A 25,822-nucleotide genomic window follows, 5' to 3' on the forward strand; every position below is an offset into this window, starting at 1 on the left:
TGGTTAACGACCCCTCCTCAGGGCCTATCCTAAGTCGCCCCCACCCACCGGAACGGTGACACCGGTGATGTAGGAGGCCTCGTCCGACGCCAGGAACAGGATGGGACCTGCCTGCTCGTCGAGCGTTCCGTATCGTTTCATGAACGAGGACTGGATCGTCTGGTCGACGATGGTCTGGTACCAGTCCTCGCGTTGTTCTTCTTCAGCGTTGGGGTTGCGCGGCACGACCCGTGGCGGTGCTTCGGTTCCGCCCGGAGCGGTTGCAACCACTCGAATGCCGCATTCGGCGACTTCCCAAGCCAGGCTTGCAGTGAGTGCGTTCACGCCGCCCTTCGCTGCTGCGTAGGGCACGCGGTTTAGTCCGCGGGTCGCAATGGACGAAACATTAACGATTGTACCAGAGCCTTGCGGCAGCATCCGCTCAATGGCGGCGCGGCAGCAGTAGAGCGTCGGGAATAGCGAACGACGCACTTCTGCGTCGATTTGCTTGGGCTCGTAATGCTCAAAGGGTTTGGCCCAGATCGTACCACCGACGTTGTTGATCAGGATGTCGATACGGCCCCAAAGGTCACAGGCCTTTTGCATCGCCTTTTCGCAGCCGCTCCAGGTCTCGAGGTTGACCGAGATCGCCTCGACCTCTCCCCCATTTTCGCGGATCGCCGCGACGACGTCTTTGCGCGCGGGCGAGCGGTCCACGATCAGAACCCGCGCCCCCTCGCTGGCCGCTCGTTCGGCGACGCGGCGGCCGATACCCTGTGCCGCGCCGGTGACGACCATCACCTTTTCATCGAAACGGCGTGTCATGCCGCTTCGGCCTTCTCTTCGGTGGGGTTGAATTTCTCGTAGTAGAAATTCGCGGGCTCAACGCCCAGTTTCCCGAAATGCGCGCGCACTGCATCGACCATCGGCGGCGGCCCGCACAGGTAGACGTCGCAATCCCCGTCATGCAGGTCATCGCCGCTGAGGTGATCGGTCACGAAACCCTTGCGCTCATGCGCGTCTTCTTCGGCGGCTAGAATGGTGATCACGGTGACGTTGCCGATCTTTTCAGCAAGCGCGTTGACGCGGTCCAGTTCCACGAGGTCAGCGGCGCGGGTCACGGCGTAGTAGAGCGTGATCGGGTGCTCTGCTCCCTGCTCAGCCACCTGTTCCAGCATCGAGAGGAACGGCGCTAGACCGGTGCCACCGGCGAGCCAAACCTGCGTGCGCTCGATTGGCCTCAGGTAAAAGGCACCCATGGGACCGGTTGCAGTCAGAGCGTCGCCGGGTTTCGCCTGCTCGCCAAGATAAGTGCTCATGACACCGCCGGGCAGGTTGCGGATCAGGAAAGTGGCCTCTTGCGCGCCTGGCGCGGAGGAGAAGGAATAGGACCGGTGCTTGTCCGTGCCTGGGACTGTCAGGTTCACATACTGGCCCGGGAGGAAGTTGATCGGCTTGGCCAACTTCACCCGAAGCCCGAAGGACGTCTCGGAAAGTTTGTCAACGCCCTGCACTTCGGCCTCCACGGCCTCGGGCGCGGTCTTGCAGATGGCGGACGAGGCCGGGACGCGCACGACGCAGTCGCTTTCCGGGGTCATCTGGCAGGTGAGCGCATAGCCCTGTTCGGCCTCCTCGTCGCTCATCGACTCGTCCATGTAAAATTCCAGCTCGTACTCGCCCTTCTCGACGAAGCACTTGCAGGTGCCGCAGACGCCATCCCGACAATCCATCGGCAGGTTGATCTTCTGACGAAAGGCCGCATCGGTCACCTTCTCATCGTCATCGCACTGGATGACGCGCGTGACGCCATCTTCGAAATTCAGGGCAACGTTGTAGGTCGTCATGGCATGCTCCTCCCTTGGCCGCGCACCCTGACGTGGATGCGCGGAGGTTTTCAGTCTCCCGGAGAACGGGGATCAGACGTGATAGACGTCGATCACGTGGTGAATGTGATCGTTCTTCAAGACCACCTTCTTGTCGGTGATCAGCGGCTTTGGCCCGCTGGTGTCGATCGTGTAGAACGACGTGCCCCAGTGGGTATCGGTCTCGGCGTAGCGGTAGCTCAGCGTTTGCCAGTTGAAGCGCAGCTTGATTTCGCTGCCTTCACGGCTCAGCACTTCGATGCCCGACAGGTAATGGTTCGTGCGCGGCTCCGGCAGTGAGGTCGCCGACGACCGGTCGGTCTTGATCCGGAATACGCGGTCCTCGATGCCCTGCTTGTTGGGGTAGTACATCAAGGACATCTCGTTCTGCGGATCCTCCGTCAGCGTGTCGAAGTCATCCCACGTGGGCATCCAAAACGGACAGTCCTTGTGGTAGAATGTCAGCCAGGTGTCCCAGTCGCGGTCGTCCAGAGCGCGGGCCTCCGCGAAGAGGAAGGCCTGGATGTCTTCGAAGCTCATCGCTTCGGTTGCAGGGCGTTCAAGAGTTGCAGTTGTCATGTTCTTTCCTCCTCACTCGGCTGCGACACGCGCTGCAGGCGCGGTTTCGCGTTCCTTGGCGATGGCTTCACCCATCCGCTCGGACCAATTGCTGTGTTGAATGACGAAGAGACCTTCGTCTTCGGTGCGGGCACCGGACAGAACCGGGTTGATGCCCAGGGCCTTGGCGTCCTCATCCGGGCCTTCGATCCATTGGGTCGCACCGCGTGTCAGGTCATTCCACTTCGCGTGCGATGCGCCTGCGTAGCCACGCTGCGTGGCCCGGAATTCCTCGGTGTCGTCCGGTGTCGCCATACCCGAAGCGTTGAAGAAGTCCTCGTACTGCCGAATGCGGCGGGTGCGGGCTTCCTGGCTCTCGCCCTTCGGCGCGATGCAGTAGATCGTGACCTCGGTCTTGTCGACCGAGACGGGCCGGAAGACGCGGATCTGGCTGGAGAACTGGTCCATCAGGAAGACGTTGGGATAGAGGCAGAGGTTGCGCAGCACTCCCACCATCCATTCGGCCTTGGTCTTGCCGTAGGTCTCCGTCCATTCCTCCAGACGCGGATAGCCGGGGCGGTTGGTCGGGTCGGCCCATTCGGTCCAGAGCAGGATGTGACCGTTCTCGTAGGCATGAAAGCCGCCGCGCTGCTTCGCCCATTTGGACGCGTCAGTCGCCTTGATGTTGTCTTCCTTGCCGTCGTCGGTACGGTGCGCCGTCGTGGCCACGTAGTTCCAGTGCACGGCCGAGACGTGGTAGCCATCAGCGCCGTTTTCGGCCTGCAGCTTCCAGTTGCCGTCATAGGTGTAGGTCGAGGACCCGCGCAGCACTTCGAGGCCTTCATCGGCCTGATCGACGATCATGTCGATCATCTTGCGCGCTTCGCCAAGGTACTCTTCCAGCGGCTTCACATCCGCATTGAGCGAGCCAAACAGGAACCCGCGATAGTTTTCGAACCGAGCGACCTTGGTCAGGTCATGGCTGCCATCCTGATTAAACTGCTCCGGGTAGCCTGCGCCCTTGGGGTCTTTGACTTTCAGAAGCTTGCCGGTGTTGGAAAAGGTCCAGCCGTGGAACGGGCAGGTGAAGGTCTTCTGGTTGCGACGCTTGAAGCGGCACAGCTGCGCGCCACGATGCGAACAGGCATTGACCAGCGCGTGCAGCTCGCCGTCCTTGTCGCGGGTGATGACGACGGGCGTACGACCCATGGTCAGGGTGAAGTAGTCACCCGGGTTTGGGATCTGGCTTTCATGCGCCATGTAGATCCAGTTGCCTTCAAAGATGTGCTTGATCTCAAGCTCGAACAGCTCTTCGTCGGTGAAGATGTCCCGGCGGCACCGAAAGACGCCGTTTTCCGGGTCGTCCTGGATCGCGCCGTCGAGCCGCGCTTCGAATTCGTCGAGATTGGATTGGGTGAACATTGTTGGTCCTCCTCCTGACTGCCTTGGCGCTTTGGCACGCGCTTTGGCTGGGTTTGATATCCGTGTCGCGGGCCTATTCGCCGGCGACGGCTTTCATGGTCCGACCGCCATCGCGGCGGAAGAAATTGATCTTGTCCTGGTCGAGCGTTGCGCCGATGCCGATGCCTTTGGGGATCTCGACACAGAAATCGCGGTAGATGATCGGCTCGGCCAGAATGTCTTCGGTCAGCAAAAGCGGGCCGAACAGCTCGGTGCCCCATGCCAGATCTTCGACAGTCGAAAACAACTGCAGGGCCGCAGCAGTGCTCAGACCGGTTTCCAGCATCGTACCGCCGTAAAGGCCCAGCCCTGCCGCCTGACCGATGGCGATGACTTCCGATGCGCGCTTGAGCCCGCCCGACTGCCCAATCTTGACCGCAAAAACATCCGCCCCGCGCACTGATGCGACTTCCAAGGCGTCTTCGGGACCATTCAGCGCCTCGTCAGCCATCACGGCGATTTCATAGCCTTTAGCGAGTTCCGCCATGGCGCGGCGATAGCGGGCGGGCACCGGCTGTTCGACCAGCTCGCACCCTGCCTCTTGCAAGCCCTTCAGTCCCCAACGTGCGTCCTGCACGGACCACGCAGTGTTCACATCGACGCGCACGCTGGCAGCGTCACCAAGGGCCTCTTTGATCCGCGCCACATGCGCCACGTCCTCGCGGACAGACCGCTTGCCGATCTTCAACTTGAAGATGTTGTGGCGGCGGGTTTCGATCATCTCCTGGGCTTCGGCGATGTCGGTCTCGGAATTGCCCGAGGCCAGCGTCCAGGCGACCGGTAGACGCTCGTGCACGGCCCCGCCAAAAAGTTGCGACACCGGCACGCCCAAGCGCTTGCCCAGCCCGTCCCAGAGGGCGATCTCGACGGCTGTCTTGGCGATGCGGTTGCCTTTCACCAGCTTGTCGATCAGCTGGATCGCACCATTCACATCGTCGCCGTTTCGACCAATCAGCGCAGGCGCGATATAGGTCTCGATCGCTGACTGGATGCCTTCAGGGCTTTCCGGACCGTAGCTAAGGCCGCCAATCGTCGTGCCCTCGCCGATGCCTTCGGAGCCGTCCGAGAACGTGACCCTGACCAGCACGGCAGTTTGCGTGCGCATCGTGGCCATCGAAAGCACGTGACCACGAATGGTTGGGATGTCGAGGATCAGGGTCTCGATCTGGTCAATCTTGGTCACTGGGGCTCACCACATCTACAGGTTTCCATTGGCTGTAGATTGCCCGCTGGAGGCGGATTCTGTCGATGATTGGGGAGGTCTTGGGTGATACCCTGACGAGACACGACGCGCCCGGCGGAACCTCTCAAACGAAAACAGGCGCCACAAATCGTGACGCCTGCGACGGATCATTTACGTGGATGACTACTGATTAGAAATCGACCTCGACGGCGACGCCACGCTCGACTGCCAGATCGACGACCGCCGCGGCAACAGCAAGGTCCTGCAAACCAACGCCGGTACCGTCGAACAAAGTGATCTGATCGTCCGACGTGCGGCCCGGATGGCTGCCGTTGATCACGGCGCCCAGCTGAGCAATGTCACTTTCCCTGATCAGTCCTTCAGCGATAGCATGCTGCGCTTCGCCGATGCTGATGGATTGCGCGACCTCGTCGGTGAAGACGGAGGCGCGGGCCAGAAGTCCGGCCTCGACCTCTTGTTTGCCCTTCGTATCGGTCCCCATACAGGCAAGGTGCGTACCGGGACTGACGTGATCCGCCACAAGGGACGGCGAGAAGGCCGAAGTGATCGAAATAATGACATCCGCCTCATCCATTCCGGGCAGATCGACAGCCTCGAACGGCACGCCGACCTCTTCGGCGACCTTGGCTAGGTTGGGCAGCATCTCGGGGTGATAATTCCAGCCGATGACCTTCTCGAAGGCGCGCTGTTCCAAAGCGGCGCGGAGTTGGAACGTGGCCTGATGGCCCGCGCCGATCATGCCGATGACCTTTGCGTCCTTGCGTGCCAGGTGCTTGATCGACACCGAGGACGCCGCCGCCGTGCGCAAGGCGGTTAGTAGGTTCCCGCCCACCATGGCAGACGGTTTGCCCGTATCGGGATCGAATAGGAACACTGTCGACTGATGGTTGATCAGCCCGCGCTTTTCCAGATTGTTGGGCCAGTAGCCGCCGGCCTTTAGGCCCAGCGTCAGCCCGGCCCGGTCAAACCCGCCCTTGAACCCATAAAGCGCGTCCTCATGCCCGATTGCTTCGCGCACCACAGGGAAGTTGTAGGCATCTCCCGACGCCATGGCGGCAAAGACCTGCTCTACCGCGTCGAAAGCCGCCTTTTGGGTCATCAAGTCGGCAATTTCTCGTTCGGGGACAATCAGCATGGTCAGGCTCCAAGGAATTTGGCCCCGCCCGGATGAAAGCCGGACAGGGTACGATGTTTCAAGATTGGATCAGTAGGCGCGGCCGCGGGCCGAGACCGGCCAGACGCTTTCGACCTTGCCGTTCCGCACACCGACATACCAGTCATGCACATTTGCGGTCGGGTCGCAGTGGCCGGGCACGAGCTTGAGCTTCTCATTGACCTTCAAGACGCCATTCGGGTCGGCAATCACGCCGTGCTCGTCCGAGCACTTGACGTATTCGACGTCGTCGCGCCCATAAATGAACGGCAGACCGCTGTCGACCGATTGCGCCTTGAGGCCTGCGTCGCAGATCGCCTTGTCGGCCTTGGCGTGGCTCATGACGGAGGTCAGGATGAAGAAGGCGTTTTCCCATTCGCCCGCATCGATGCGCTTGCCCTCGTGATCGAGGATACGGCCATAGTCGGCATCCATGAAGGCATACGACCCGCACTGCAATTCATTGTAGAGACCCGAATTCGACTCGAAGTAGTAGGACCCCGTGCCACCGCCTGATACCAAATCGGTTTCGATCCCTTCGGCTTTCAGCGCGTCGACCGCGTCCTGCACCTGGGCAATCGCTGCGTCGATCTTGGCCTTGCGGTCTTCGAAACTGTCCATGTGCTGCATTGCGCCCTGATACGCCTGAATGCCGCGATAGGTCAGGTTGTCCGCCGCAACGGCCGCCTTGGCGATCTCTACCACCGCCGGTGTTGTGGTCACGCCGCAGCGTCCGGCACCGCAGTCGATTTCCACGAAGACACCCAGTTGGGTGCCTGCCTTAACGGCAGCCGCCGACAGGTCCGCCACGTTGGCGACGTCATCGACACAGACGATCACCTCGCCACCGCTCAGCTTGGGCAGTTGCACCAGTCTCTCGATCTTGCCCGGGTTCCGGACTTGGTTGGACACGAGGATTTCCTTGATACCCGCGCGGGCGAACACCTCGGCCTCGGACACCTTCTGGCAGCAGACGCCAATGGCGCCACCCAGCTCCATCTGCAGCTTCAACACGTCGACGGATTTGTGCATCTTGCCGTGCGCGCGATGCCGCATGCCGTGCGCCTTGGCATAGTCGCCCATCTTCTTGATGTTGCGCTCGAGCGCGTCGAGATCCAGCACCAGAGCAGGCGTTTGGATAAAGTCTGCATCCATGCCCGGCTTGGCGGGAATGTCGAAACCAACCTCGTAGGCGTCCAGGTCAATCATGTCTTTCATGAGAATTCTCCTTTTCAGCCCTGCATCCAGGGCAGTTTGTCCAGATCGACGTTGCCGCCGGTGATGATCACGCCGACGCGCTTACCTTTGAAGGCGTCGGGATTCTTGAGAATGGTGGCGAGCGGCACGGCGCTCGAGGGTTCCATCACGATGCGCAGGTGCTTCCAGATCAGCTTCATCGCATCGACGATTTCCTGTTCCGAGGCGGTGTAGATCTCGGACACGTGGTTCGACACGAAATGCCATGTCAGATCCTTGAGCGGCACAAGCAGACCGTCAGCGATCGTCTTCGGCGCATCATCGGCAATGATGTGACCCGCCTTGAAGCTGCGATAGGCGTCGTCGGCCTGCTCGGGTTCGGCGGCAATCACTTTGGTCTCCGGGGCCAGCGTCGACAGCGTCAGGCAGGTGCCCGAGATCATCCCGCCGCCTCCGATGGGTGCCACCACCATATCCAGCCCGTCGGTCTGCTCCATGAACTCCTTGGAACAGGTGCCCTGCCCCCCGATCACGCGCGGATCGTTGTAAGGATGGACAAAATCGCCGCCCGTCGCGGCCTGCACCTCGGCAAAGGTCGCTTCGCGCGAGGTTGTGGAGGGCTCACATTCGGTGATCACACCGCCATAGCGCCTCACTGTGTCTTTCTTCGCCTGCGGCGCGGTGCGCGGCATGACCACGTTGCAGGGGATGCCACGCAACATGGCGGCGTAGGACAGGCACGAAGCATGGTTGCCGCTCGAATGCGTTGCGACCCCTTTGGCGGCCTGATCCTCATCCAGGCCAAAGACCGCGTTCGTGGCCCCGCGCACCTTGAAGGCTCCCGGTTCCTGAAAGTTTTCGCATTTGAAGAACAGCTCGCAACCCGCCAGTTCGCTCAGATAGTCCGATGTCCGCACCGGCGTGCGCCGAATGTGCGGGGCGATCCGGACATGTGCAGCGAGCATGTCGTCGTAGGTGGGCACGTACATCATACTGTTCCTTGCTCTTGCAGAGGGGCCGTGGCGCCTGAGATCACGGTGCCTGCACTATTGACGGTCCGCGACTCCGCAACCTTCTCGGCCACCATTTCGGCGGTAACGGCAGACAGGGTCCAGCCAAGATGCCCGTGTCCGGTGTTGTAGAACACCCGGTCGCGGACGCCCTGCCCGACCTTCGGCATCATGTTCGGCATCATCGGACGAAGACCCGCCCATGGGATGGCGTGTTCGGTGCTCACACCGGGGAAGAACCGTTCGCACCACTTCACCAACGGGCGTACCCGGTCGTCGCGAATATCGAGGTTATACCCGTTGAACTCCGCCGTGCCGGCGATGCGGAACCGGTCTTTGCCCAGACGACTGGTCACGACCTTGGCCTCGTCATCGAGCAAGCTGATCCAGGGCGCGGACTGCTGGCTTTCCTCGTCATCGAGACGAACGGTGATCGAATAGCCTTTGACCGGATAGACATTCACCCGGTCGCCAAGCTGCGCCGCTAGGCCTCGGCTTTCGACACCCGCACAAACGACGATGGCATCGAAGGTTTCGGTCTGGCTTTCGTTGTTCCGACTCCAGGTCAGGCGCACCTCGTTCTTGTCTGCTTTCAGCGCATCGACATCAGTGCCGAAGCGCAGAACCGCCCCAGCTTTCTCGATGGATTTGGCAAGACCCGTCGTGTAGCGGTGAATGTCGCCGGTGAAATCGCTCTCGGTGTAGTAGCCGCCGTAGAAATCGCCGCTCAGCGCCGGCTCGATCTGGCGGACCTCTTCGGGTGCCACCGCGCGGCGCTCGAGCCCGCCTTCGGCAAGCAGCTCATTGACCTCGGTCGCGTGATCGAACTCTGCCTTGGTCGTATAGATGTGCAGTATGCCACGGTTCTCGCAGTTGAAATCGAACCCATGCCGCTCCGCCTTTTCCCGCAACAGACCCCGCGCGGCAATCGCCATGCGCGTCGTCTCGACGGTGTTCGCCCGGTACTGCGGGATCGACGCCACGAACTCGGCCATCCAACTGTATTTGTGCCAGCTCGGCTTGGGGTTAACGAGAAGCGGCGCGCCCCGCGTCATCATCCATTTCATGCCCTTGAAAACCGTGGACCAACGGTTCCAGGTTTCGGCATTCGATGCGGACAACTGCCCGCCATTGGCGAAAGATGTCTGCATCGCGGCATAACGATTGCGATCGAACAAGGTGACGTCATAGCCCCGGTCCATCAGGCTCGAGGCTGTTGTTACGCCGGTGATCCCGGCGCCGATTACGGCAATTCTGGTCATGGCATCCTCCCGCGACCCAAGGTTTCGTCCTGCCGGATGACAGGTCCAATCCCCTCTGTCGCGGGATGCGGAGGCTCCACAGCGCGCTTCAGATCGCCGCGCTAATCACAGTCCTTTTGCCTGAGAGGTTCCGGGGGGTTGCTCCTTCGGCGCCGAGTGATCGGCCTCTCCTGTGACAGCTTGGTAGGCTGTATATGCTCTAAACAGATATTAGTTTCACGTCAAGACTATTTTAGACTGCATCTTTTTGTGGTTCTTTGGCGAGAGCATCTCGGTAGTCTTCCGAGGTCACCCAAGCCCCAAGGCGGGCGAGGATTTCGTTGAACGCCCGCATCTCCTGTGACGAGAGCGGGTCCGTCAGGATCACCTCCAGACGATCAGACAAACGGCGTGCCACTTGGCGAACGTCCTTGCCCTTTGGCGTCGTGGAGAGCAGGAACACCCGCGCGTCTTCGGTCGAGTTTTCTCGCTCGATCAAACCTGCACCGATCAAGTTCTGGATGATTCTCGACGTCAAACTTCGGTCGAAACCTGTTATTTTCGCGATTTCTGCGAAAGTCGTGCCCGGCCGATCATCGATCAAACGTAACACCCGCAAATCGCGGATCCGGCATCCCGTCTCTCGCAGGAAAATCTCGTCATTGGCCTGGATCGCTTCCTGGGCGACGATGTTCAATCTGTACGTCAGGCGCTCATTCTTGAATGTCTTGTCGGTCTGCACGATCCGCTTCTCCTGTCGTCGATACCAAAAAGGTATCACGTCTTACCCTGATTTCTACACGAAATAGTCTTAACAAGAAACTATCTTGCCGGACAAGTATCTCCGTGCAATATTCTCACGTTGAGATGAATTGGAGCCCGCGAAGATGTTTCCCACCTGGTACGAGACTCACCGCAATACGTCACAAGAATGGCTGCAGACCCTGCATCGCCACCCGGAAATCGGCTTCGAAGAGGTGCGGACGGCGGCCTTTGTCGCGGAGCGGTTGACCGACCTCGGTTACACTGTAGTGACTGGCATCGGCGGCACGGGCGTCGTCGGGACCTTGCATGGTCAAGATGCGTCACCTGAAGCGCCCGGACGTTGTATCGCCTTTCGGGCAGAACTTGATGGCCTACCGATGCAGGAGAAAGCCTCGGTCGGCTACGCGTCCGAAATTCCCACCCGATTTCACGGCTGCGGGCATGACGGACACATGGTCACCGCACTGACCGCCGCCGCCTATCTCGCGGCGCATCGGGATTTCGACGGTACAATTCGCTTCATCTTCCAGCCTGCAGAAGAACTCCTCACCGGTGCACGCGCAATGATCGCAGACGACCTCTTCGAGCGGTTCCCCTGCGATGAGATCTACGCCTTGCACAACTCACCTGACCTGCCCGCTGGTCAGGTCGGCGTGCCGACGACAGCGGCTCTGTCTTCTGCGGACAACATCGATATCACGATCCGAGCGCAAGGTGCGCATGGGTCGATGCCGCATACTGGGCAGGATGCCATTGCAGCGGCCGCCCATCTGATCTCATCCGTTCAGCAGGCCGCCACGCGCAGCTTTGACGCACGCCACACAGGCGTGATTTCCATTGGCCTGATCCAAGGCGGCACGGCCCGCAATATCCTGCCCGATACAGTCCGGATCGAAGGGACAATGCGCACGACGGCGACCGAGGTGCGCGATACGCTGGCCGATTTGCTGCAGGACGCCGTGCGCGCGGCCGAGCTGCTCTTTGGCGTGCTCATCGAGATCGATGTCACCAGCATGGTGCCCGTTACGCTGAATAATCCCACCTGCGTCGCCGCGGCCGTGGCTGCGGCAACGCGGGTCGCTGGGTCAGAGCGCGTCACCGAGAACGCTCGCAGCCTCATGGCGTCCGAGGACTTCTCCGAGCTCTCAGCCATTGTCCCAGGCGCATATTTCTTCATCGGACAAGGCGGTCACGCGCCTCACCACCCGGAATTCGTCTTCGACAAGGATATCATTCCTGTCGGAGCCGCCATCTTTGCCGACCTGGCAAAGCACCGCACGAGCGCAACGCTCAACTCTCACCAACTGACCTGAACCAGATATCATCCAAGGGAGGATCCAGATGATCACCTTCACCAAATCCATGTTCAAAGGCGCTGTCGCCGCAACCGCAATGATGGCGGGGACGATGGCGAGTTCCGAGACGCTCACGATGTCGTCCTGGGTGCCGCCGACCCACTTCGTGCACACCGACTTCCTCGTGCCCTTCACGGAGAAGGTCGCTGAAGTCACGGAAGGGCGCGTCAACGTCGTGATCCTGCCCGCACCGCTGGCCAGCCCGCCCCAGCATTGGGAATTGGCACGCAACGGCGTGGCCGACATCACCTGGGGCAACTTCACCTATGAGCCCGAGCGCTTCGTTTCGATGTGGTTTGCCGAGTTCCCGAATGCCGGAACCAATGCCGAAGCTCAAAGCCGGGCACTGTGGCAGACCTATGAGGCTTACCTCGCCGACAACGCGGCTTTCGACGGTGTGAAAATGCTTGCTGTCGGCATGTTCGGCGGCGGCCAGCTGCACCACGGCTCCAAAACCGTGACCTCGCCCGAGGATGTGGCCAACGTCAAGTTCCGCATGGGCGGACCGATCCAGGAAAAACTGTTGACCTCGCTGGGCGCGGTTCCGGTGGCCGCACCGGCCACCAAGGCCTACGAGATGTTGGAAAGCGGTGTCATCGACGGGTCGCTTCACACCATGGAATCCGTGGTCAACTTCCGCCTCGAAGACAGCCTCGAGCACCACACCATCTTCCCGAAGGGCTTCTACGACGCGACCTTCTTCGTCATCATGAACGGTGCCAAGTGGGATGGGTTGGCTGACGAAGACAAGGCTGCCATCGAAGGGATCATCGGTGAAGCGCTCTCCGCCGCATGGGGCAAGAACTTCGACCTTCAAAACCCTGCCGCCACCGAAAAGCTGGGCGCGGCCGGTCATGAGATCGTGGAAGCCTCTCACGAACTGATCGCAGCGGTGGATACCATCTACGACACGATGGTTGCCGATTGGGTGGAGGCCGCCAAGGCCGCTGGCGTTGCCGACCCGCAGGCCATGCTGTCCTTCTACAACGACACGTATGAGACGCTTGCAACCGAATCCGCATCATCTGCATCGAACTAAAACGCGTAACGGGGACCGGTTTTCTGGTCCCCGCTTCTTTGGGAGGAGACAGGATCATGCTGTCCATGGCATGGAAAATCCGCCGGGGAGTTGAAACAGTCATGGCACTGTTCCTTCTGGCAATGGTCGCACTGACCTTCGCAGACGTGATCGGGCGCCGGCTTGTCGGCAAACCAATCTACGGAGCAAATGACATCACAGAGCATCTGATGGCACTGGTTGTTTTTGCCGGCCTTCCTCTGGTGACCGCGGCTGGGGCGCACCTGACAATCGACTTGCTCGACAAGTTTGTGAACAAGCCCTGGATGGCGTGGTGGCGCGTCCTGATCAGCGTTCTGGTGACCACAGTGCTGGCTCTTATCGCCTGGCTCTTCATCAAGCACGGCTTGAACGCGTCGCGCATCTCGGAAGTCAGCCAAGCTCTCCGTGTCCCACGCGGCCCGCTCTATTTTTACATGGCCGCAAGCTGCGCCCTCTCGGCGCTGGCCGCCATGGCCATCGCCGTCACCGGTCCGATGGTCGATCCCGAAGATACCCACGAGGAGGAAGCGCTATGATCGTCGGCTCCATTGCTATGCTCGCGGCTATTCTGCTGGCCTTTCTGCGGGTGCCTCTCGCCTTCTCTCTGCTCGCCGTCTCCGTGGCCGGGATCGGGTTCGCCATCAACTGGAACATCGCGCTGCAACTCCTGCCGCTGACGATTTCCGACGCGGTCCTGTCCTACGATCTGGCCGTTGTGCCGATGTTCATCCTGATGGGAAACGTGATTTCCAAGACAGGTATCGCCCACGATCTGTTCCGTGCCGCCTATGCCTTTGTCGGCAATGTACGTGGCGGTTTGGCCCTTTCGACCATGGTTGCCTGTTCCGGGTTCTCTGCAGTCTGCGGCTCCAGCTACGCCACCGCGGCCACCATGGCCAAGGTCGCCTATCCGAGCATGAAGAAGTACAACTACTCGGATGAGCTCGCCTCCGGGACCATTGCCGCTGGCGGCACGCTGGGCATTCTGATCCCGCCCTCGATCATCATGGTAGTCTACGGCATCCTAACCCAGACCAATATCGGGGACCTGTTCATCGCGGGTGTGATCCCCGGCCTCCTGGGCCTCGCGCTTTATATGGTCGCGATCCGGTTCGTTGCAGCGCGCAATCCCAGCCATGCACCACAAGGCGAAAAGACGCCTTGGCCGGAAAAGCTGAAAGCGTTGTCCGGCATCTGGCCTTTCGTTTTGCTGTTCGGTCTCATCATCGGCGGCCTCTATGCCAAGCTCTTCACACCGACCGAAGCGGCCGGCATGGGCGCCGGCCTCGCGATCCTAATTGCGACGTTCCATGGTCGCCTGACCTGGAAAGTGCTGCGGACGGTCATCATCGACACGGCCTATACGTCAGTCTCGCTCTACACGGTCCTGTTTGGTGCGCTGATGCTGTCCAAACTGCTGACCCTGTCCGGTCTGGCAGCCGGTGTCCTGGCGCTGGTGCAATCCACGGGCCTTGAAGGCTACGCTCTGATCTTCACGATCATGCTCGTGTTCATGGTGTTGGGCTGCGTCATGGACTCCATGGCGATCATCCTGATCTTCGTGCCACTCTTCGCGCCGATCGTGGTCGCTCAAGGGTTCGATCTGGTCTGGTTCGGCATCATCGTGATCGTTGTGACAGAAATCGCACTCGTCACGCCGCCGGTCGGCATGAACGTCTTCGTTCTCAAGGCAGTTCTGCCCGATGTTCCGGTGGTTCGGATCTTCAAGGGTCTCGTACCATTTATCGCCGTAGATGTGGTGCGCCTTGCATTGCTGGTGGCCTTCCCCGCGATCACGCTTTGGCTGGGAAGCACCGTCGGTTAGGCGTGAGCCACTTCCCAAATGAATAGCGACGGGCGAGGAGAAATCCTCGCCCGTCGCATTATTAGGCGATGTCCTCAAAGGCTCAGCGGTTCCGCGATATGATCGGGTGCCTTGGGCACGATCCCATTGGGATTGAGCGCCTTGATCGAATAGTAGCCATGCAGGATGTGATCCATGTTCACCGTTTCCCGCACGCCGGGCAAGTTGAGCATCCGTGTGATGTAGTCGGTGAGCCGGGGGTAGTCCTTGACCTGCCGCCGGTTGGTCTTGAACAGACCATGATAGGCTGCGTCGAAACGGATCAGCGTCACGAAAGCGCGAACGTCCGTTTCCGTCACACTGTCCCCGAACAGGTAGTCGCCGGTCAGCCGGTCCTCGAGTTCATCCAGCATCGCGAACACGCCCTCCTGCGCCTCTTCATAGGCGTGCTGTGACGATGCGAAGCCCGCCTTGTAGACGCCGTTGTTGAGCAGGTCGTAGAGGCGCGGGTTGAGAGCGTCGATTTCCGCTGCCAGATGCGCAGGATAGAGCCGCAGATCGGAGGGAACGAGATGTTCGAAGGCGGTATCAAACATGCGCAGGATATCGGCGCTTTCGTTGTTCACCATCACATTCCGCTTCGTGTCCCAGAGCACCGGAACCGTTGCGCGCCCGGTGAAACTTGGATCGGACGAAGTATAGATCTCGTGCATATAGCGTGACCCGAACAGCGGATCCCTGTCAGCGCCGGGAAAACCACCGAAACTCCATCCCTGATCGGTCAGGGTCGGGTTCACCACGGTCACCGGGATTATGTGATCAAGTCCCTTCAGCTTTCGGGCGATCAGCGCACGCGACGCCCAGGGACAGATCAGAGCAACATAAAGCCGGTAGCGGCCAGATTCGGCCGTGAACCCGCCTTCCCCGGTCGGGCCGGGCGCACCGTCCGGCGTGATCCAGTTGCGAAAGCTGGAGGTCTGGCGCACGAAGCGGCCGTCCTTGTCGGCTTTCTGCACTGGCTGCCAGTTTTCCATCCATTTTCCGTCGACAAGCATGGGTCTGTGTCCTCAATTCGCGTGAAAGATGAACGACCGCATCGACACCGATCCCAGATCGATGGCATCGGTCATGAAGGTCAGGTCGTCGCGTGCATCCGACGCGCCGGCAATTGCAAGCGCAGGCAGATAATGATCCACCGTCGGGTGGGCGGCTCGCAGCAGGGAACCGAGCCCCTCGGCATCTGCAAGCGCAGCGATATCTCGGTCGGTCAGGCGGCCGGCGAAAAGCGTGTCGAACTCCAACGCGAAGTCGAGCGGCTTTCCTCCGCGCCGCATTGTCCGCAGGTTGTGAACGATGTTGCCCGACCCCAGGATCAGGACTCCGCGATCGCGCAGCTTCGACAGGGTGCGACCGATCTCGAGTTGATGCGAAAGCCCGCGGCTCATGTCGACCGAGACCTGGAAGACCGGCACATCGGCCTGGGGATAGAGAAACTTCAGGACGGCCCAGGCGCCGTGATCGAGCCCCCAGCGGTCATTCTCCTGCGCCCGGTGGCTTTTTAGGAGCGTGACGACCTCGCGGGCGAGGCCGGGTTGACCCTGTGCGGGGTATTGCTGGTCGAACAGGGCCTGCGGGAAACCGTAGAAATCGTGGATCGTGCGCGGCATCTTGGACACGTCGACAAGCGTGGTGCCCTGCGTCATCCAGTGGGCCGAAACGACGAGAATGGCCTTGGGTCGCGGCAGGCTCTTGCCAAGGTCCGACCAGGCCCGGCTGTAGGCATTGTCCTCGATGACATCCATCGGGCTGCCATGTCCAAGAAACACCACGGGCATCCGGTCGGAGGGCGCGAAGCGGTCGGATAGGTCCTGAAGGCTGTACGTTTGCATGAAGGGTCTCCCGAATGGGGCTGGACCGCCTGTTGGCAGTCCGGCTATCTGATGGGCGCTCAGGCGAACTTGCCGATGGCGCGGTCAAGAACCGGGAGACGGAGCGCGTAGGCGCCAGCGCCCAAAAGCAGGATCACGCCCTGGACAACGGCCCAGAACAGCGGGAACTCCCAGCCGCCGCCTTCGTTCGAGAATGTCCAGCCGAAGCCCGAATGCGCCCAAACAGATCCCAGCAGGATAGCGATGAGCGGGATCGAGACGGCGCGGACGCCGAGGCCGAGGATCAGCGCCAGGCCACCGCCGAGTTCGCCCAGGATAGTCAGGTAGGCGAAGAAGCCGGGCAGGCCGAGGCTTTCGAAGAAGCCGACGGTGCCGGCGACGGTGAAGACGCTGACCTTCAGCCAGCCATGGGCGAGAAAGGCCACGCCGCTTGCGACGCGCAGGGCGAGGGCGGCAAGATCGGCATTGGTGTTTGCAGGGGTGGTGGTCATGTCGGGTACTCCTTGGAATATCGTTTGGACGTCGGGTGCAAAGCCTGGTGTCCGGTTTGTAATGGACTGCAACCTAGGGCTTGCAGGCCATCAACAAAATGGAGATGTTAAGGAATGACTTTCCACGTTTTGTTCGGAATTATGCCATGGATCTTCTCGACCAGGTGCGCGCCTTTGTCGCCACTGCTCAAACCGGCTCCTTCACGTCGGCTGCGGACCAGTTGGGTGTCTCGAACCGGCTGACGTCCAAATATGTTGCCGAGCTGGAAGCGCGGCTTGGCGTGCGTCTTTTGCAACGGACCACCCGCAAAGTCGGCCTTACACCCGCAGGCGAAGACCTGCTCGCACGCGCGCCGGCGCTTCTGGACGAATTCGACACTGTTCTGAATGAGGTTTCCGAGAGTTCGAAAGGTCTCTCCGGAACACTGCGGGTGTCCGCCCCGATCACGTTTGGAGAGATCTATGTCGTCGGCGTGCTGGCCCGCTTCGCAGCCCAACATCCCGCAATATCAATCGATCTGAGGCTCAACGACAGATATCTCGACCTCGCCGCCGAGGGCCTCGACCTGACCTTTCGGCTCGGCCATTTCGATCAGGCTTCGCTCAAGGTCCGCCGTCTCGGAGAGTTTCGGAGCGTGCTGGTTGCCAGTCCGGACTATCTGGCGCGGCATGGAGCACCAAGTACGCCGACGGAATTGTCAAACCATGCCTGCATTGTTGACACGAACCGGCGGAACCCACGCCGTTGGGTGCTACGTAAAGATGGTTCAGAGATTGTTGCGAATGTGACCGGCCGATTTCAGGTGAATTCGGCGAGTGCCGCCGTGGAACTGGCAACCAATGGTCTCGGCATTGCATATGTGCCTAATTTCGCATTGCGCGAAGCGGTCAAAGAAGGCGATCTCGTCACGCTTCTGGAAAAATACCAGTCCGAAAGCAGCCCGATCGGCGCGGTCTATCTGGAAGGCCGCACACTGCCACGCAAGTGTCGCGTTGCCCTTAAAATTGAGACGAGACGCTTTCGGCGTCGAGTTTTGCCCTTAATTGCGAGATTCGGCTGTCATGGGGCCTTTGCTTCTCGCGTGCCTTTGCGCGATGTGATCGACCGCGGCTAGCAATCGATGCTCCTTCTCGAAGGCGCGCAAGAGAGCAACCCTGGCAAAGTCGTCTATGGCGGAGCTGACGATGGCTGCCTTAGCCAAGGGATGAGATCGCGCGGCGGCGATTGCGGCAAGGCAAAACAGCCTCACTTCTGGTCTGTGGCTCTGAAGAGCGAACAACGGCTCCCCGTGGCAGCCCTTAAGTGACATGGAAAAGGTGACCGCGCGCATTGCGCGCCGAAGTTGCTTGGGGCTGCGTGATCGCGCGGCGCACTCAAGCATCCCTGCCCCGCGGCGCGCTCGGTAAATCAGTTTGTCGGATATTTGTTCGTCACCTGCTTTGCCAAGGGTCTGCACAAGTCTCGTCCCGCAAACCTGACAGTCGAATGCCCAGGCCCGCCTCCAATGCCTGAGCGAAAGGCCCTCTCTGGAGCATTGCAGGCATTGCTGGAATGGCACCTGGGCCGTCAGCGATGCTTCTCGTGGCGTCATTGCTGGAAAGGTCAAAGATCGCACGACATCTGGGTCGACCCGTGCGGCATTGGCAATCTTCTCCGCCACAGCCGCGTCGACGTAGAAGTCCAAGGCGGTGCCATGCGCGGTATCGATTTTGATATGAGCCAGCAGTTCGGCGTCATCGCAGTAGTTGGCCGCAGCCAACCGAGACAACCAACCTGACAACAACTCGTCTGGCAGCGGCGCGACAGTCTTGGGTAGCGGGCGCGACTTCAAACCCCGGACGGCTCAAACCGCCGCTGGGCAGTCGCATGGCGCGACCAAACCGGCGTCCATCTGGCGATTGCGTCATCGGTGATGCATTCCTCGCCTGTGACAATGGCGTCGATGGAAAGATCCTTGATCAGGGCGAAGATGCGCGAGGTCACCCCGCCGCTCAGCGCAAGTATCTGCTTGAGTGACTTGACCTTCAGATTGGATTCCTTCTCGAGGGGCATTGCCGCGATGAGTGTCTGAATCATGTCCGAGAACTCGGCATCGTCGCGCCAGTTTGGCAGGTGATGTTCGTCCAGCCGTCGGGCCAGCTGGATATCACCGCGAATAGCATCGACGGCCTCGCTGACCCCGAGGCAGACCAGTGACACCTCTAGCTCATTGCTGAGATACCGAAGAACATTAAGAAAGCGGCGCTGTTCGCGATGGGTCCCGGCCAAGAGGTTGTGGACCTCGTCGATCATGATCATCCGCAAGCCAAGGTCGCGCAAAAGCGCGACGACACGGACTTCGAGGGAGGCCACATTTTGAGCGCGCGCGCTCAGTGCCGTGGCCGGTGCCCCGACGGTCGCAAGGATGTGCAGATAGAACCGCCGTTCGTCGGGAGCTGGCGGCGCTTGTAACAGCAACAGCGGTGTGCGGGTGATGCCTGACGCCGGATCGTAGTCTGGTGCGTACTTGCGCGACAGGTTTCGGGCGATCATCGTCTTTCCGATCCCGGAGGCGCCATGCACAAGAAGCCCAGGCATACGGGTTTGCCGTGGCGCTTCGATCATGCCCTGCAAGCGGTCCAACACCTGTTCGGCCCGTGGAAAGCCGATCCAGATATCCGATTGAATGAGGGCGATCCGACCGTCTTCCTCAGTTGTCCTTGCCCTCAATTCACCATCTCTCCACCTTGAACAATGGGCGCGATGTATCACCCGTATCGATCGCGCGCAGCCCTTCGGTTATCGCGACAGCCGAGTTGGCGCCCTCCAATGTCCCTTTTCTTTCACGGGATCGGCGTTCAGCCTTCGTCAGGCCTTGGCTTTCAGCTTCGATCTGGCGTTGCTGTCGGATCAGCTCAGCCAGCACCAGCTCATTGGACCCGGACTTGCCAAGGGCACGGGCCTTCCTCATCGCATCGCGATATTCCCAGAGTGATACGGGGGGAATTTCCAGGTTTCTGTACCGCGCCTCAACATATCGGCCATCGTCCAGTTCGACCCAGATCATTGAGATATCACGAGGATCGTAGCGAACGACCACCTTTCCATCCCCACGCCCAATGTGGCCTGCGAGGGCATCGGACCAGTACCGTATCTCGAACAGATGGATGCCGTCCCGCCTGATCTTGCGCAGTTCGCTCGGCAGGAAACTCACCCGAAAGGCTTCCATCTCGAAGGGAATGTCTCCCATCATCTCTGCTGAGAGCGCCTCCCATTTAGCGACGGGCGTACAGCCAAGACTTGAATGAATGCTGTTGTTGTAGCGGCAGATTTCCAGAGCAAACCAGCGATCGAAGTCGCTTAAGGTCATCGCGGCCATGCCTTCGGCGTCATAGTCGCCCTTGGCCACGACCGAGGATTGCGTTGTTCCAGGCAACAGGTGCACGGCCCCCATCATCGTGCCGATCAATCGTTCGATATGCCCTCCGAAATGAGGACTGCCTGGCGGCCGATAGACCAGATCGATCCCCCATTCCGCACATGCCAACCGAAAGGCATGCGACCGGAAATCGCGCCCGTTATCGACGTGGATGCTATGCGGTTTACCCTGCGCGGGCCAAGGAACATTGCACGCCAATTCCGCCAGAAGGTCCGCCTTGGGGGACACCGCCTGTGTCAGGCAAAGCGCCACTGACAGACGCGAAGGGGCCTCGAGAGAGGTGTAATATCCGGTCACCATCCGCGTTGCGATATCGATCGCCAGCGTGACCCAAGGCCGGCCAATTGGGTGGCGTTCAAAGCTGTCGACAAGAATGATGTCGGCAGGTGTATGGTCGATTTGCACGACCTCCAGTGGCTGGTTTGCCTTGTTTTCGCCTACGACCGGCGCAAATTTCTGGCGGGCCGCCTTTGCGCCTTCGCGTGCCTTGGCAATTTCGCGGGCGTCCATTGCATCCAGCCTGCGCTGAACCGTCCGACGCGTCGGCGGTTGCAAGCCCTGCTGCCAGCACGCGCTGCGGATTTCTGTCACGACGCGCGACAGGCTTGGACGTTCCCGCCGTAAGAAATAACGGCGAAGATGTTCTTCGATCACCGCTTCCACCTTGCTAGATATCAAGGTCGTACCGGTCGGGCGGCCTCGTTTCCGCGGAGCCAGAGCGCTGGTACGCCCACCCCCTTCCGCCAGCCGCTTTATCCAGCGCCAGACCGTCGCCCTGCTGACACCAAGCTCCCAAACAGCGTCATTGATGCCACTTTCCAGACTGCCAGTTCCTTTGAGATATGCCTGAACAAGCGGACGCAGAACGGCCGCCCTGCGCGCCTCTTCAGCACCAAGGGCAACTGACTCTTCGTCATCATTTTCCATCGACATTTGCCGCAAAAACCTGTGAACCCTGTCTCAGGTTTAAGGGCAAAAATATCGGAATTAAAGACAAAATCTCATATTTAAGGGCAAAGGGTGGCCGTTGATTTCGTTGGATTTCTCATCTCACAATTAAGGGCTACGCGACACCCGTGTTTCCACAGAGGATCAGACCCCCCTGCCCCAGTCTGAGGCCCTGCAAACTGCGGGTTGCGTCGAGATCTTTGAAGAGCACGCCTCGGGCGGCAATCGCGCGCGACCGGTGCTGGCACGCGTGCTCGAACGCGTCCAGAGCGGCGATACGCTGGTCGTTGTGCGGATCGACCGGCTTGCGCGGTCTCTGTCGCACTTGCTGGAGGTGATCGAACGTCTGGAGGCCAAGGGAGCTTTCTTCCGCTCCCTGCAGGATCCCATCGACACCGCTTCCCCGCAAGGCAAGTTCACATTGCAGGTTCTGGGCGCCGCGGCCGAGTTCGAGCGCGCGCTGATACGTGAGCGCACAAAGGCCGGGCTTGCCTCTGCGCGCGCCAAAGGGCGCGTTGGTGGCAATCCTGGGCTACGCGCCAAGGATCCCGCTGCGCTGCGCAAGGTGCGGCTGGCGCGACAGGACGGCTACATGGAGCGCCTCAACGAGACCGCGCAGGATTGGGTGCCCCATGTGCGCCGCTTGCGACCGGATATGGCCTGGGAAGACCTGCTGCGGATCATCAATGGCCCCCTGCCCGAGGCGCGTCGCTGGACCCAAAGCCGTCTCTTGCGCGCTGTGAAGGCATATGTGCGCGACGGGTTCCTTCCTGCCGAGGTGCTTGGCCGCGCCGGACGCCGCGAAACCGATGACCGCCTGCCCGCGATTGTCGCTGGCATCAAGGGTGCCGACCCTGACATCACGCTCCAGGCGATCTGTGACCGGCTGGAATCCATGCGCGAACGCACCCCGCGCGGACGCGCCCGCTGGCAGCCGTCGTCCGTGAGGATGCTGCTGGAACGCGCGGAGAAATTGGGCTTGCTGAAGTGCGCGCAATAAACACAACCTTGCAAATCTTCCATTCGATGGAACGATTGCGAGGTTGCCGCCCGTTTTGCGGTCAGGAGAATGGATTGATGATGCGCAACTGCTCTTCCACGAGTAATCCGTCGTGCATGTCCTCGCACCACAGTGTCGTGCATCCGGCGATCAGCGCGGCAGCCACGATCACCGCGTCATGGACCGAGAACTGATACTTCTCCGTTATGGCGCGACCCACCTGATGGGTTTGGATCGTCAGATCCTCGACCAGGCACAAGGACTGGATGCTCGCGAGACAAGCTCCGGCGTCGTCACAGCTGAACCCGCTTGCCTCCGGCAATTGATAAGCGCTTCGATCAGGACCTGGACATTGATCCGGGGCCCCTGCCCTAGTATTTCGTCGGCGGGTGTTCCTGCACCTTTGAGCTTCGCAAGGCAACTGCCATCGATGTTCAACGTGGATCATCTGGACAGCGAAACTGGGCGCAATCTGCCCCCGGAAAGCTGGTGAAGGAGTTGCGTCATTGAGCCGTAGTTTGGGCGGCGGCAAGCACGGTATCCGCTCTTCATTTCCAGCGCTTTTTCGAAGCGGCCGAGCGAGCGCATCGGCTGTAGGGAGTGCCGACCGTTCGTTCTACGGACAAACTCGGGAACTTAAATTGCCACGGATCGCCACTCATCCGTCCTAAACAACGAGGGCTCAACTAGCAGGTCTTGAGGTCCGGCGAGGTGTAGTCGAACTGGTTCTATCTACGCGGTGCTCTACGTCGAATATTGTTCCTGCCGGGAAAGCAACGGTGCTGCCCCCCCCCTACCCTGCTGGGCACCGTTGACGCGCCAGACGTCAGGGTCTTAACCAACCTTGTTGATGCGATGCGAATGTGATCTCGGCGTTTAACCTCGGCTCTTGAGCATCAATGTAACTTCGACATATGGCCCATTAGGGCCCTTGTTCCGCGGTAGATCTGTCGGTGCTTGGTTTCAATCCGCCTATGTGCATTGTCTCTCTCGCCAGCCTAATTTTCGGTCGAGGGACCGTTATCGGATCGGTTGGGAGCGACGCCCAATCGACGACAGATGTCTTGCTGTACCGCTAGTTCGTGGGTGCTGTTAACAGCTGTTAACTCTAGAGGGTGTTTGGCTTCCCTAGTAGCCCTTTGGTCCGACAGCACAATTTGTGGATAAAATCCTTGACTTAACATGGTGAATCACGGCCATTAGAGTCAAGTTGCGCAAATAAGCGCGTTCGAGCAGAGAAATAGCAACCATGTTCCAGACGGCACCAATCGAAGCGGCGTCTCAATCCGAGCTTACAAGCCAGATAGCAGCGCGTCTACACACCGCGCTCACGACGCATCTTCAGCAAGCCTACGCGCCCGATCAACGCAAGAATTTGAGACTATTCAGCGCTACAGAGACTGCTGATCTTCTAGGGGTGACCGGGCAATTCTTGCGCAAGTGCCATAGCGACGGGTCCTTGCCGGAGCCGGAAGTAATCAAGAACGGACGGCGCTTTTATTCCGGTGAAGAGATCCTTCAAGCCCGCCATTTTTTGGAGGCTAGCTCTCGTAAGGCCGGCAAATACCTTCCCGGCCGTCGCGAGGGCGACAAGCTTCAGGTTATTCAGTTGATGAACTTCAAAGGTGGATCTGCGAAGTCCACCTCTGCGATTCATCTGTGTCACTACCTTGCATTGAACGGTTACCGGGTCTTGGCGATTGACCTGGATCCGCAAGGGAGCCTCACGGGTTTTTGCGGGATTCAGACTGAACTGGAGTTTGAAGGGGCGTCGATTTACGACGCACTTCGCTATGAAGACCCGGTGCCGATGTCCGAGGCCATCGTAGAAACCTATTTCCCTAGCCTTCATTTGGCTCCTGCCCGGCTTGTTCTAAGCGAGTTTGAAACAGAAACTGCGGTCAATGCAGGTCGTGGCGTTGCATTCTTTGAGAAGCTCAGCCTGGCGATCCAGTCCGTTGAGGGTGACTACGACGTGGTGGTTATCGACAGCCCACCAGCTCTCGGATTCTTGACTTTGACCGGCCTCTACGCTGCGACTTCGGTCATCGTGCCGATGACGCCGAGCATGCTCGACCTTGCTTCCACCCAGCAGTTTGTCGAAATGACTTCTGCTTATCTTGGTGTGATCGAGGACACGGGCGTCAAACTCGATCATGATTTTTTCTCCTTCCTCATTACGCGGGACGATCCGAGCGATATCCCCAGTCAGCAGATCGTGAGCCTTATGCGCGCTCTTTTTCAGGATCGTGTTGTTGGGGCGACCGGACTGCGTAGTACGGCTATTGGCGACGCATCGATGCTCAAGATGTCGATCTACGAGGTTGCGCGATCCGAGATGACCAGATCGACCTATGATCGCGCAAAGAACAGCATGGATGCGGTTGGTGCTGAGATTGCGGGAATGCTTCAACAGGCTTGGGGGCGGTAATCATGGCTATGGGTAAAAACAAAACCGGCATCATGGCTGCGATTACTGCGGCGACTGAGACGTCGAAAGATGGGGCTTCTGATAGAGCTCATCGAACATTGCCGAAGGGAACTATCGGCTCTGTTCGTGCGGGTCTCGGCGGCATCCAGGATATCGATACAAATCTTATCTTGGCTTGGGGACCCAAGGACCGGCTGGGTATCGAGTTAACAGCCGTTAACAGCGCCGCACCGAATGAATCGATCAAGGATCTCGCAACCAGCATCGCTGATGCCGGGCAGCAAGTCCCGGTCCTTCTACGTCCTTCGAAGGATCGTGATGGGCATTTTGAGATCATCTACGGTCAGAGACGAATACTTGCCTGCCGCCACTTGGGGATACCAGTGCGGGCTCTGATCCGGACGCTCGATGATACTGATGCATTGATGGCGAAAGGCCTCGAAAATGCCGGCCGTGCGGAGCTGAGCTATTATGAACGTGTCCGGTTCGCGCACGCGATCCTGGAGCAAGGCTACTCACGTGCGGAGGCGTGTCAGGCTTTGGCTATCAGCAAGAACACTCTTTCGCAGCTTGAGCGTATCAATCGGCTAGTACCCTTGGCTGTCGGTGAAGCCATTGGCGCAGCTCCAGGGGCAGGGCGCCCGAAATGGACCACTCTCGCAACGGCGTTTGAGAAAGTACAACTCTCGGAGGAGGGTGTTCTGGGTGTTCTTGGTCAATCTGGTGATCTCGACTCCGACGGACGGCTGGACCTCGTTCTCAAGGAAATTGGCAAGCGAGGTAAGCAAGAACGATCTGTCGAGGAGCGCTCGCCCGTTCCCGGTGTGCAGATCAAAAGCGGTAAATCTGGGCTCTCAGTCACCGTCAAGCGGGCAGGGGAGAACACGAGATTCGCGGATTGGCTGGATCAGAATCTGGACCAGCTCATTCAGGATTCCTTCGATCGGTTCCAATCAGAGAGCCACGAAGGATAGCGGCGGTTAACAGCTGTTAAC

The 25,822-nt window shown here is 59.8% G+C and carries 23 protein-coding genes, 2 pseudogenes and 1 riboswitch; of the genes and pseudogenes, 8 read left to right on the top strand and 17 right to left on the bottom strand.

Translation table 11 applies throughout. The annotated features are described in order from the left end of the window. Nucleotides 1-24: 24 nt before the first annotated feature. The 10 genes from benD to OU789_RS14785 form a co-directional block, all read right to left on the bottom strand. Nucleotides 25-804, bottom strand: a complete 780-nt coding sequence (gene benD, locus OU789_RS14740) for a benzoate diol dehydrogenase BenD (RefSeq protein WP_274656338.1) — start codon at nucleotides 802-804, stop codon at nucleotides 25-27. Further along, entirely contained in the window at nucleotides 801-1,823 is a 1,023-nt protein-coding gene (benC, locus tag OU789_RS14745; protein ID WP_274656340.1) for a benzoate 1,2-dioxygenase electron transfer component BenC, read from the bottom strand. The genes benD and benC overlap by 4 nt, the downstream gene beginning before the upstream one ends. Before the next feature lie 72 nt (nucleotides 1,824-1,895). Continuing rightward, nucleotides 1,896-2,420, bottom strand: a complete 525-nt coding sequence (gene benB / locus OU789_RS14750; protein WP_274656342.1) for a benzoate 1,2-dioxygenase small subunit — start codon at nucleotides 2,418-2,420, stop codon at nucleotides 1,896-1,898. Between the two features lie 12 nt (nucleotides 2,421-2,432). After that, a complete protein-coding gene (benA, locus tag OU789_RS14755) occupies nucleotides 2,433-3,821 on the bottom strand; it encodes a benzoate 1,2-dioxygenase large subunit (protein ID WP_274656343.1) in 1,389 nt (462 codons plus the stop codon). Between the two features lie 73 nt (nucleotides 3,822-3,894). Further along, nucleotides 3,895-5,043, bottom strand: coding sequence for a muconate cycloisomerase family protein (locus OU789_RS14760; RefSeq protein WP_274656344.1), 1,149 nt, complete (start codon nucleotides 5,041-5,043; stop codon nucleotides 3,895-3,897). A 190-nt stretch (nucleotides 5,044-5,233) separates the two neighbouring features. Beyond that, nucleotides 5,234-6,199, bottom strand: coding sequence for an iminosuccinate reductase BhcD (gene bhcD / locus OU789_RS14765; protein ID WP_274656345.1), 966 nt, complete (start codon nucleotides 6,197-6,199; stop codon nucleotides 5,234-5,236). A 69-nt stretch (nucleotides 6,200-6,268) separates the two neighbouring features. Then, entirely contained in the window at nucleotides 6,269-7,435 is a 1,167-nt protein-coding gene (bhcC, locus tag OU789_RS14770) for a 3-hydroxy-D-aspartate aldolase BhcC (RefSeq protein ID WP_274656346.1), read from the bottom strand. A 14-nt stretch (nucleotides 7,436-7,449) separates the two neighbouring features. Beyond that, nucleotides 7,450-8,403 (bottom strand): beta-hydroxyaspartate dehydratase BhcB, encoded by a 954-nt coding sequence (gene bhcB, locus OU789_RS14775; protein ID WP_274656554.1) that lies wholly within the window; start codon nucleotides 8,401-8,403, stop codon nucleotides 7,450-7,452. Beyond that, the gene (locus OU789_RS14780; protein WP_274656348.1) at nucleotides 8,403-9,686 is read right to left on the bottom strand and encodes a D-amino acid dehydrogenase; all 1,284 of its coding nucleotides are present in this window, start codon (nucleotides 9,684-9,686) and stop codon (nucleotides 8,403-8,405) included. Before OU789_RS14780 ends, bhcB begins: the two co-directional genes overlap by 1 nt. Before the next feature lie 98 nt (nucleotides 9,687-9,784). After that, nucleotides 9,785-9,869, bottom strand: a riboswitch (glycine riboswitch). Between the two features lie 49 nt (nucleotides 9,870-9,918). Beyond that, nucleotides 9,919-10,407 (bottom strand): MarR family winged helix-turn-helix transcriptional regulator, encoded by a 489-nt coding sequence (locus tag OU789_RS14785; protein ID WP_274656349.1) that lies wholly within the window; start codon nucleotides 10,405-10,407, stop codon nucleotides 9,919-9,921. A 145-nt stretch (nucleotides 10,408-10,552) separates the two neighbouring features. On the opposite strand from OU789_RS14785, the gene OU789_RS14790 reads away from it, so the two are divergent. From OU789_RS14790 to OU789_RS14805, 4 genes are read left to right on the top strand one after another with little or no spacing between them, the layout of a single operon-like run. Beyond that, nucleotides 10,553-11,743: a M20 metallopeptidase family protein gene (locus tag OU789_RS14790; RefSeq protein ID WP_274656351.1), complete on the top strand. Its 1,191-nt coding sequence runs from the start codon at nucleotides 10,553-10,555 to the stop codon at nucleotides 11,741-11,743. Nucleotides 11,744-11,771: 28 nt separating this feature from the next. Beyond that, nucleotides 11,772-12,824: a TRAP transporter substrate-binding protein gene (locus OU789_RS14795; protein WP_274656353.1), complete on the top strand. Its 1,053-nt coding sequence runs from the start codon at nucleotides 11,772-11,774 to the stop codon at nucleotides 12,822-12,824. A 56-nt stretch (nucleotides 12,825-12,880) separates the two neighbouring features. Continuing rightward, entirely contained in the window at nucleotides 12,881-13,381 is a 501-nt protein-coding gene (locus OU789_RS14800; RefSeq protein ID WP_274656355.1) for a TRAP transporter small permease, read from the top strand. Next, the gene (locus OU789_RS14805) at nucleotides 13,378-14,670 is read left to right on the top strand and encodes a TRAP transporter large permease (protein ID WP_274656357.1); all 1,293 of its coding nucleotides are present in this window, start codon (nucleotides 13,378-13,380) and stop codon (nucleotides 14,668-14,670) included. The genes OU789_RS14800 and OU789_RS14805 overlap by 4 nt, the downstream gene beginning before the upstream one ends. A 74-nt stretch (nucleotides 14,671-14,744) precedes the next feature. Here the strand turns inward: OU789_RS14805 and OU789_RS14810 are convergent, their stop codons facing one another. The 3 genes from OU789_RS14810 to OU789_RS14820 are packed head-to-tail and all read right to left on the bottom strand — an operon-like array spanning nucleotide 14,745 to nucleotide 17,029. Further along, nucleotides 14,745-15,704 (bottom strand): glutathione S-transferase family protein, encoded by a 960-nt coding sequence (locus OU789_RS14810; protein ID WP_274656359.1) that lies wholly within the window; start codon nucleotides 15,702-15,704, stop codon nucleotides 14,745-14,747. Nucleotides 15,705-15,716: 12 nt separating this feature from the next. Further along, a complete protein-coding gene (gene ygiD / locus OU789_RS14815) occupies nucleotides 15,717-16,538 on the bottom strand; it encodes a 4,5-DOPA-extradiol-dioxygenase (protein ID WP_274656361.1) in 822 nt (273 codons plus the stop codon). A gap of 59 nt (nucleotides 16,539-16,597) precedes the next feature. After that, nucleotides 16,598-17,029, bottom strand: a complete 432-nt coding sequence (locus OU789_RS14820; protein ID WP_274656363.1) for a DoxX family protein — start codon at nucleotides 17,027-17,029, stop codon at nucleotides 16,598-16,600. Nucleotides 17,030-17,175: 146 nt separating this feature from the next. Between OU789_RS14820 and OU789_RS14825 the strand changes: the two genes are divergently transcribed. Then, nucleotides 17,176-18,144, top strand: a complete 969-nt coding sequence (locus tag OU789_RS14825) for a LysR family transcriptional regulator (protein WP_274656365.1) — start codon at nucleotides 17,176-17,178, stop codon at nucleotides 18,142-18,144. Here the strand turns inward: OU789_RS14825 and OU789_RS14830 are convergent. The 3 genes from OU789_RS14830 to OU789_RS14840 are packed head-to-tail and all read right to left on the bottom strand — an operon-like array spanning nucleotide 18,070 to nucleotide 21,381. After that, on the bottom strand, nucleotides 18,070-18,861 hold the full coding sequence (locus OU789_RS14830; protein ID WP_274656367.1) for a TniQ family protein: 792 nt from the start codon (nucleotides 18,859-18,861) through the stop codon (nucleotides 18,070-18,072). The genes OU789_RS14825 and OU789_RS14830 overlap by 75 nt on opposite strands. Then, a complete protein-coding gene (locus tag OU789_RS14835; RefSeq protein ID WP_274656369.1) occupies nucleotides 18,858-19,739 on the bottom strand; it encodes a TniB family NTP-binding protein in 882 nt (293 codons plus the stop codon). Before OU789_RS14835 ends, OU789_RS14830 begins: the two co-directional genes overlap by 4 nt. 1 nt (nucleotide 19,740) lies before the next feature. Next, nucleotides 19,741-21,381, bottom strand: coding sequence for a Mu transposase C-terminal domain-containing protein (locus tag OU789_RS14840; RefSeq protein WP_274656370.1), 1,641 nt, complete (start codon nucleotides 21,379-21,381; stop codon nucleotides 19,741-19,743). A gap of 142 nt (nucleotides 21,382-21,523) precedes the next feature. Between OU789_RS14840 and OU789_RS14845 the strand changes: the two are divergent. Next, nucleotides 21,524-22,396, top strand: a pseudogene (locus OU789_RS14845) (recombinase family protein); the annotation flags it as partial. 61 nt (nucleotides 22,397-22,457) lie between these two features. Here OU789_RS14845 and OU789_RS14850 read toward each other — a convergent pair. Continuing rightward, nucleotides 22,458-22,783 (bottom strand): annotated as a pseudogene (locus OU789_RS14850) (PIN domain-containing protein); the annotation flags it as partial. A gap of 862 nt (nucleotides 22,784-23,645) precedes the next feature. Here OU789_RS14850 and repA point away from each other — a divergent pair. After that, nucleotides 23,646-24,827: a plasmid partitioning protein RepA gene (gene repA / locus OU789_RS14855; RefSeq protein ID WP_203212320.1), complete on the top strand. Its 1,182-nt coding sequence runs from the start codon at nucleotides 23,646-23,648 to the stop codon at nucleotides 24,825-24,827. A gap of 2 nt (nucleotides 24,828-24,829) precedes the next feature. Continuing rightward, complete coding sequence (gene repB, locus OU789_RS14860) at nucleotides 24,830-25,801, top strand: plasmid partitioning protein RepB (RefSeq protein WP_274656374.1); 972 nt, start codon at nucleotides 24,830-24,832, stop codon at nucleotides 25,799-25,801. The last annotated feature ends 21 nt before the right edge of the window (nucleotides 25,802-25,822 follow it).

Source organism: Halocynthiibacter sp. C4 (assembly GCF_028823805.1).
Classification (GTDB): Bacteria; Pseudomonadota; Alphaproteobacteria; order Rhodobacterales; family Rhodobacteraceae; genus Falsihalocynthiibacter; species Falsihalocynthiibacter halioticoli.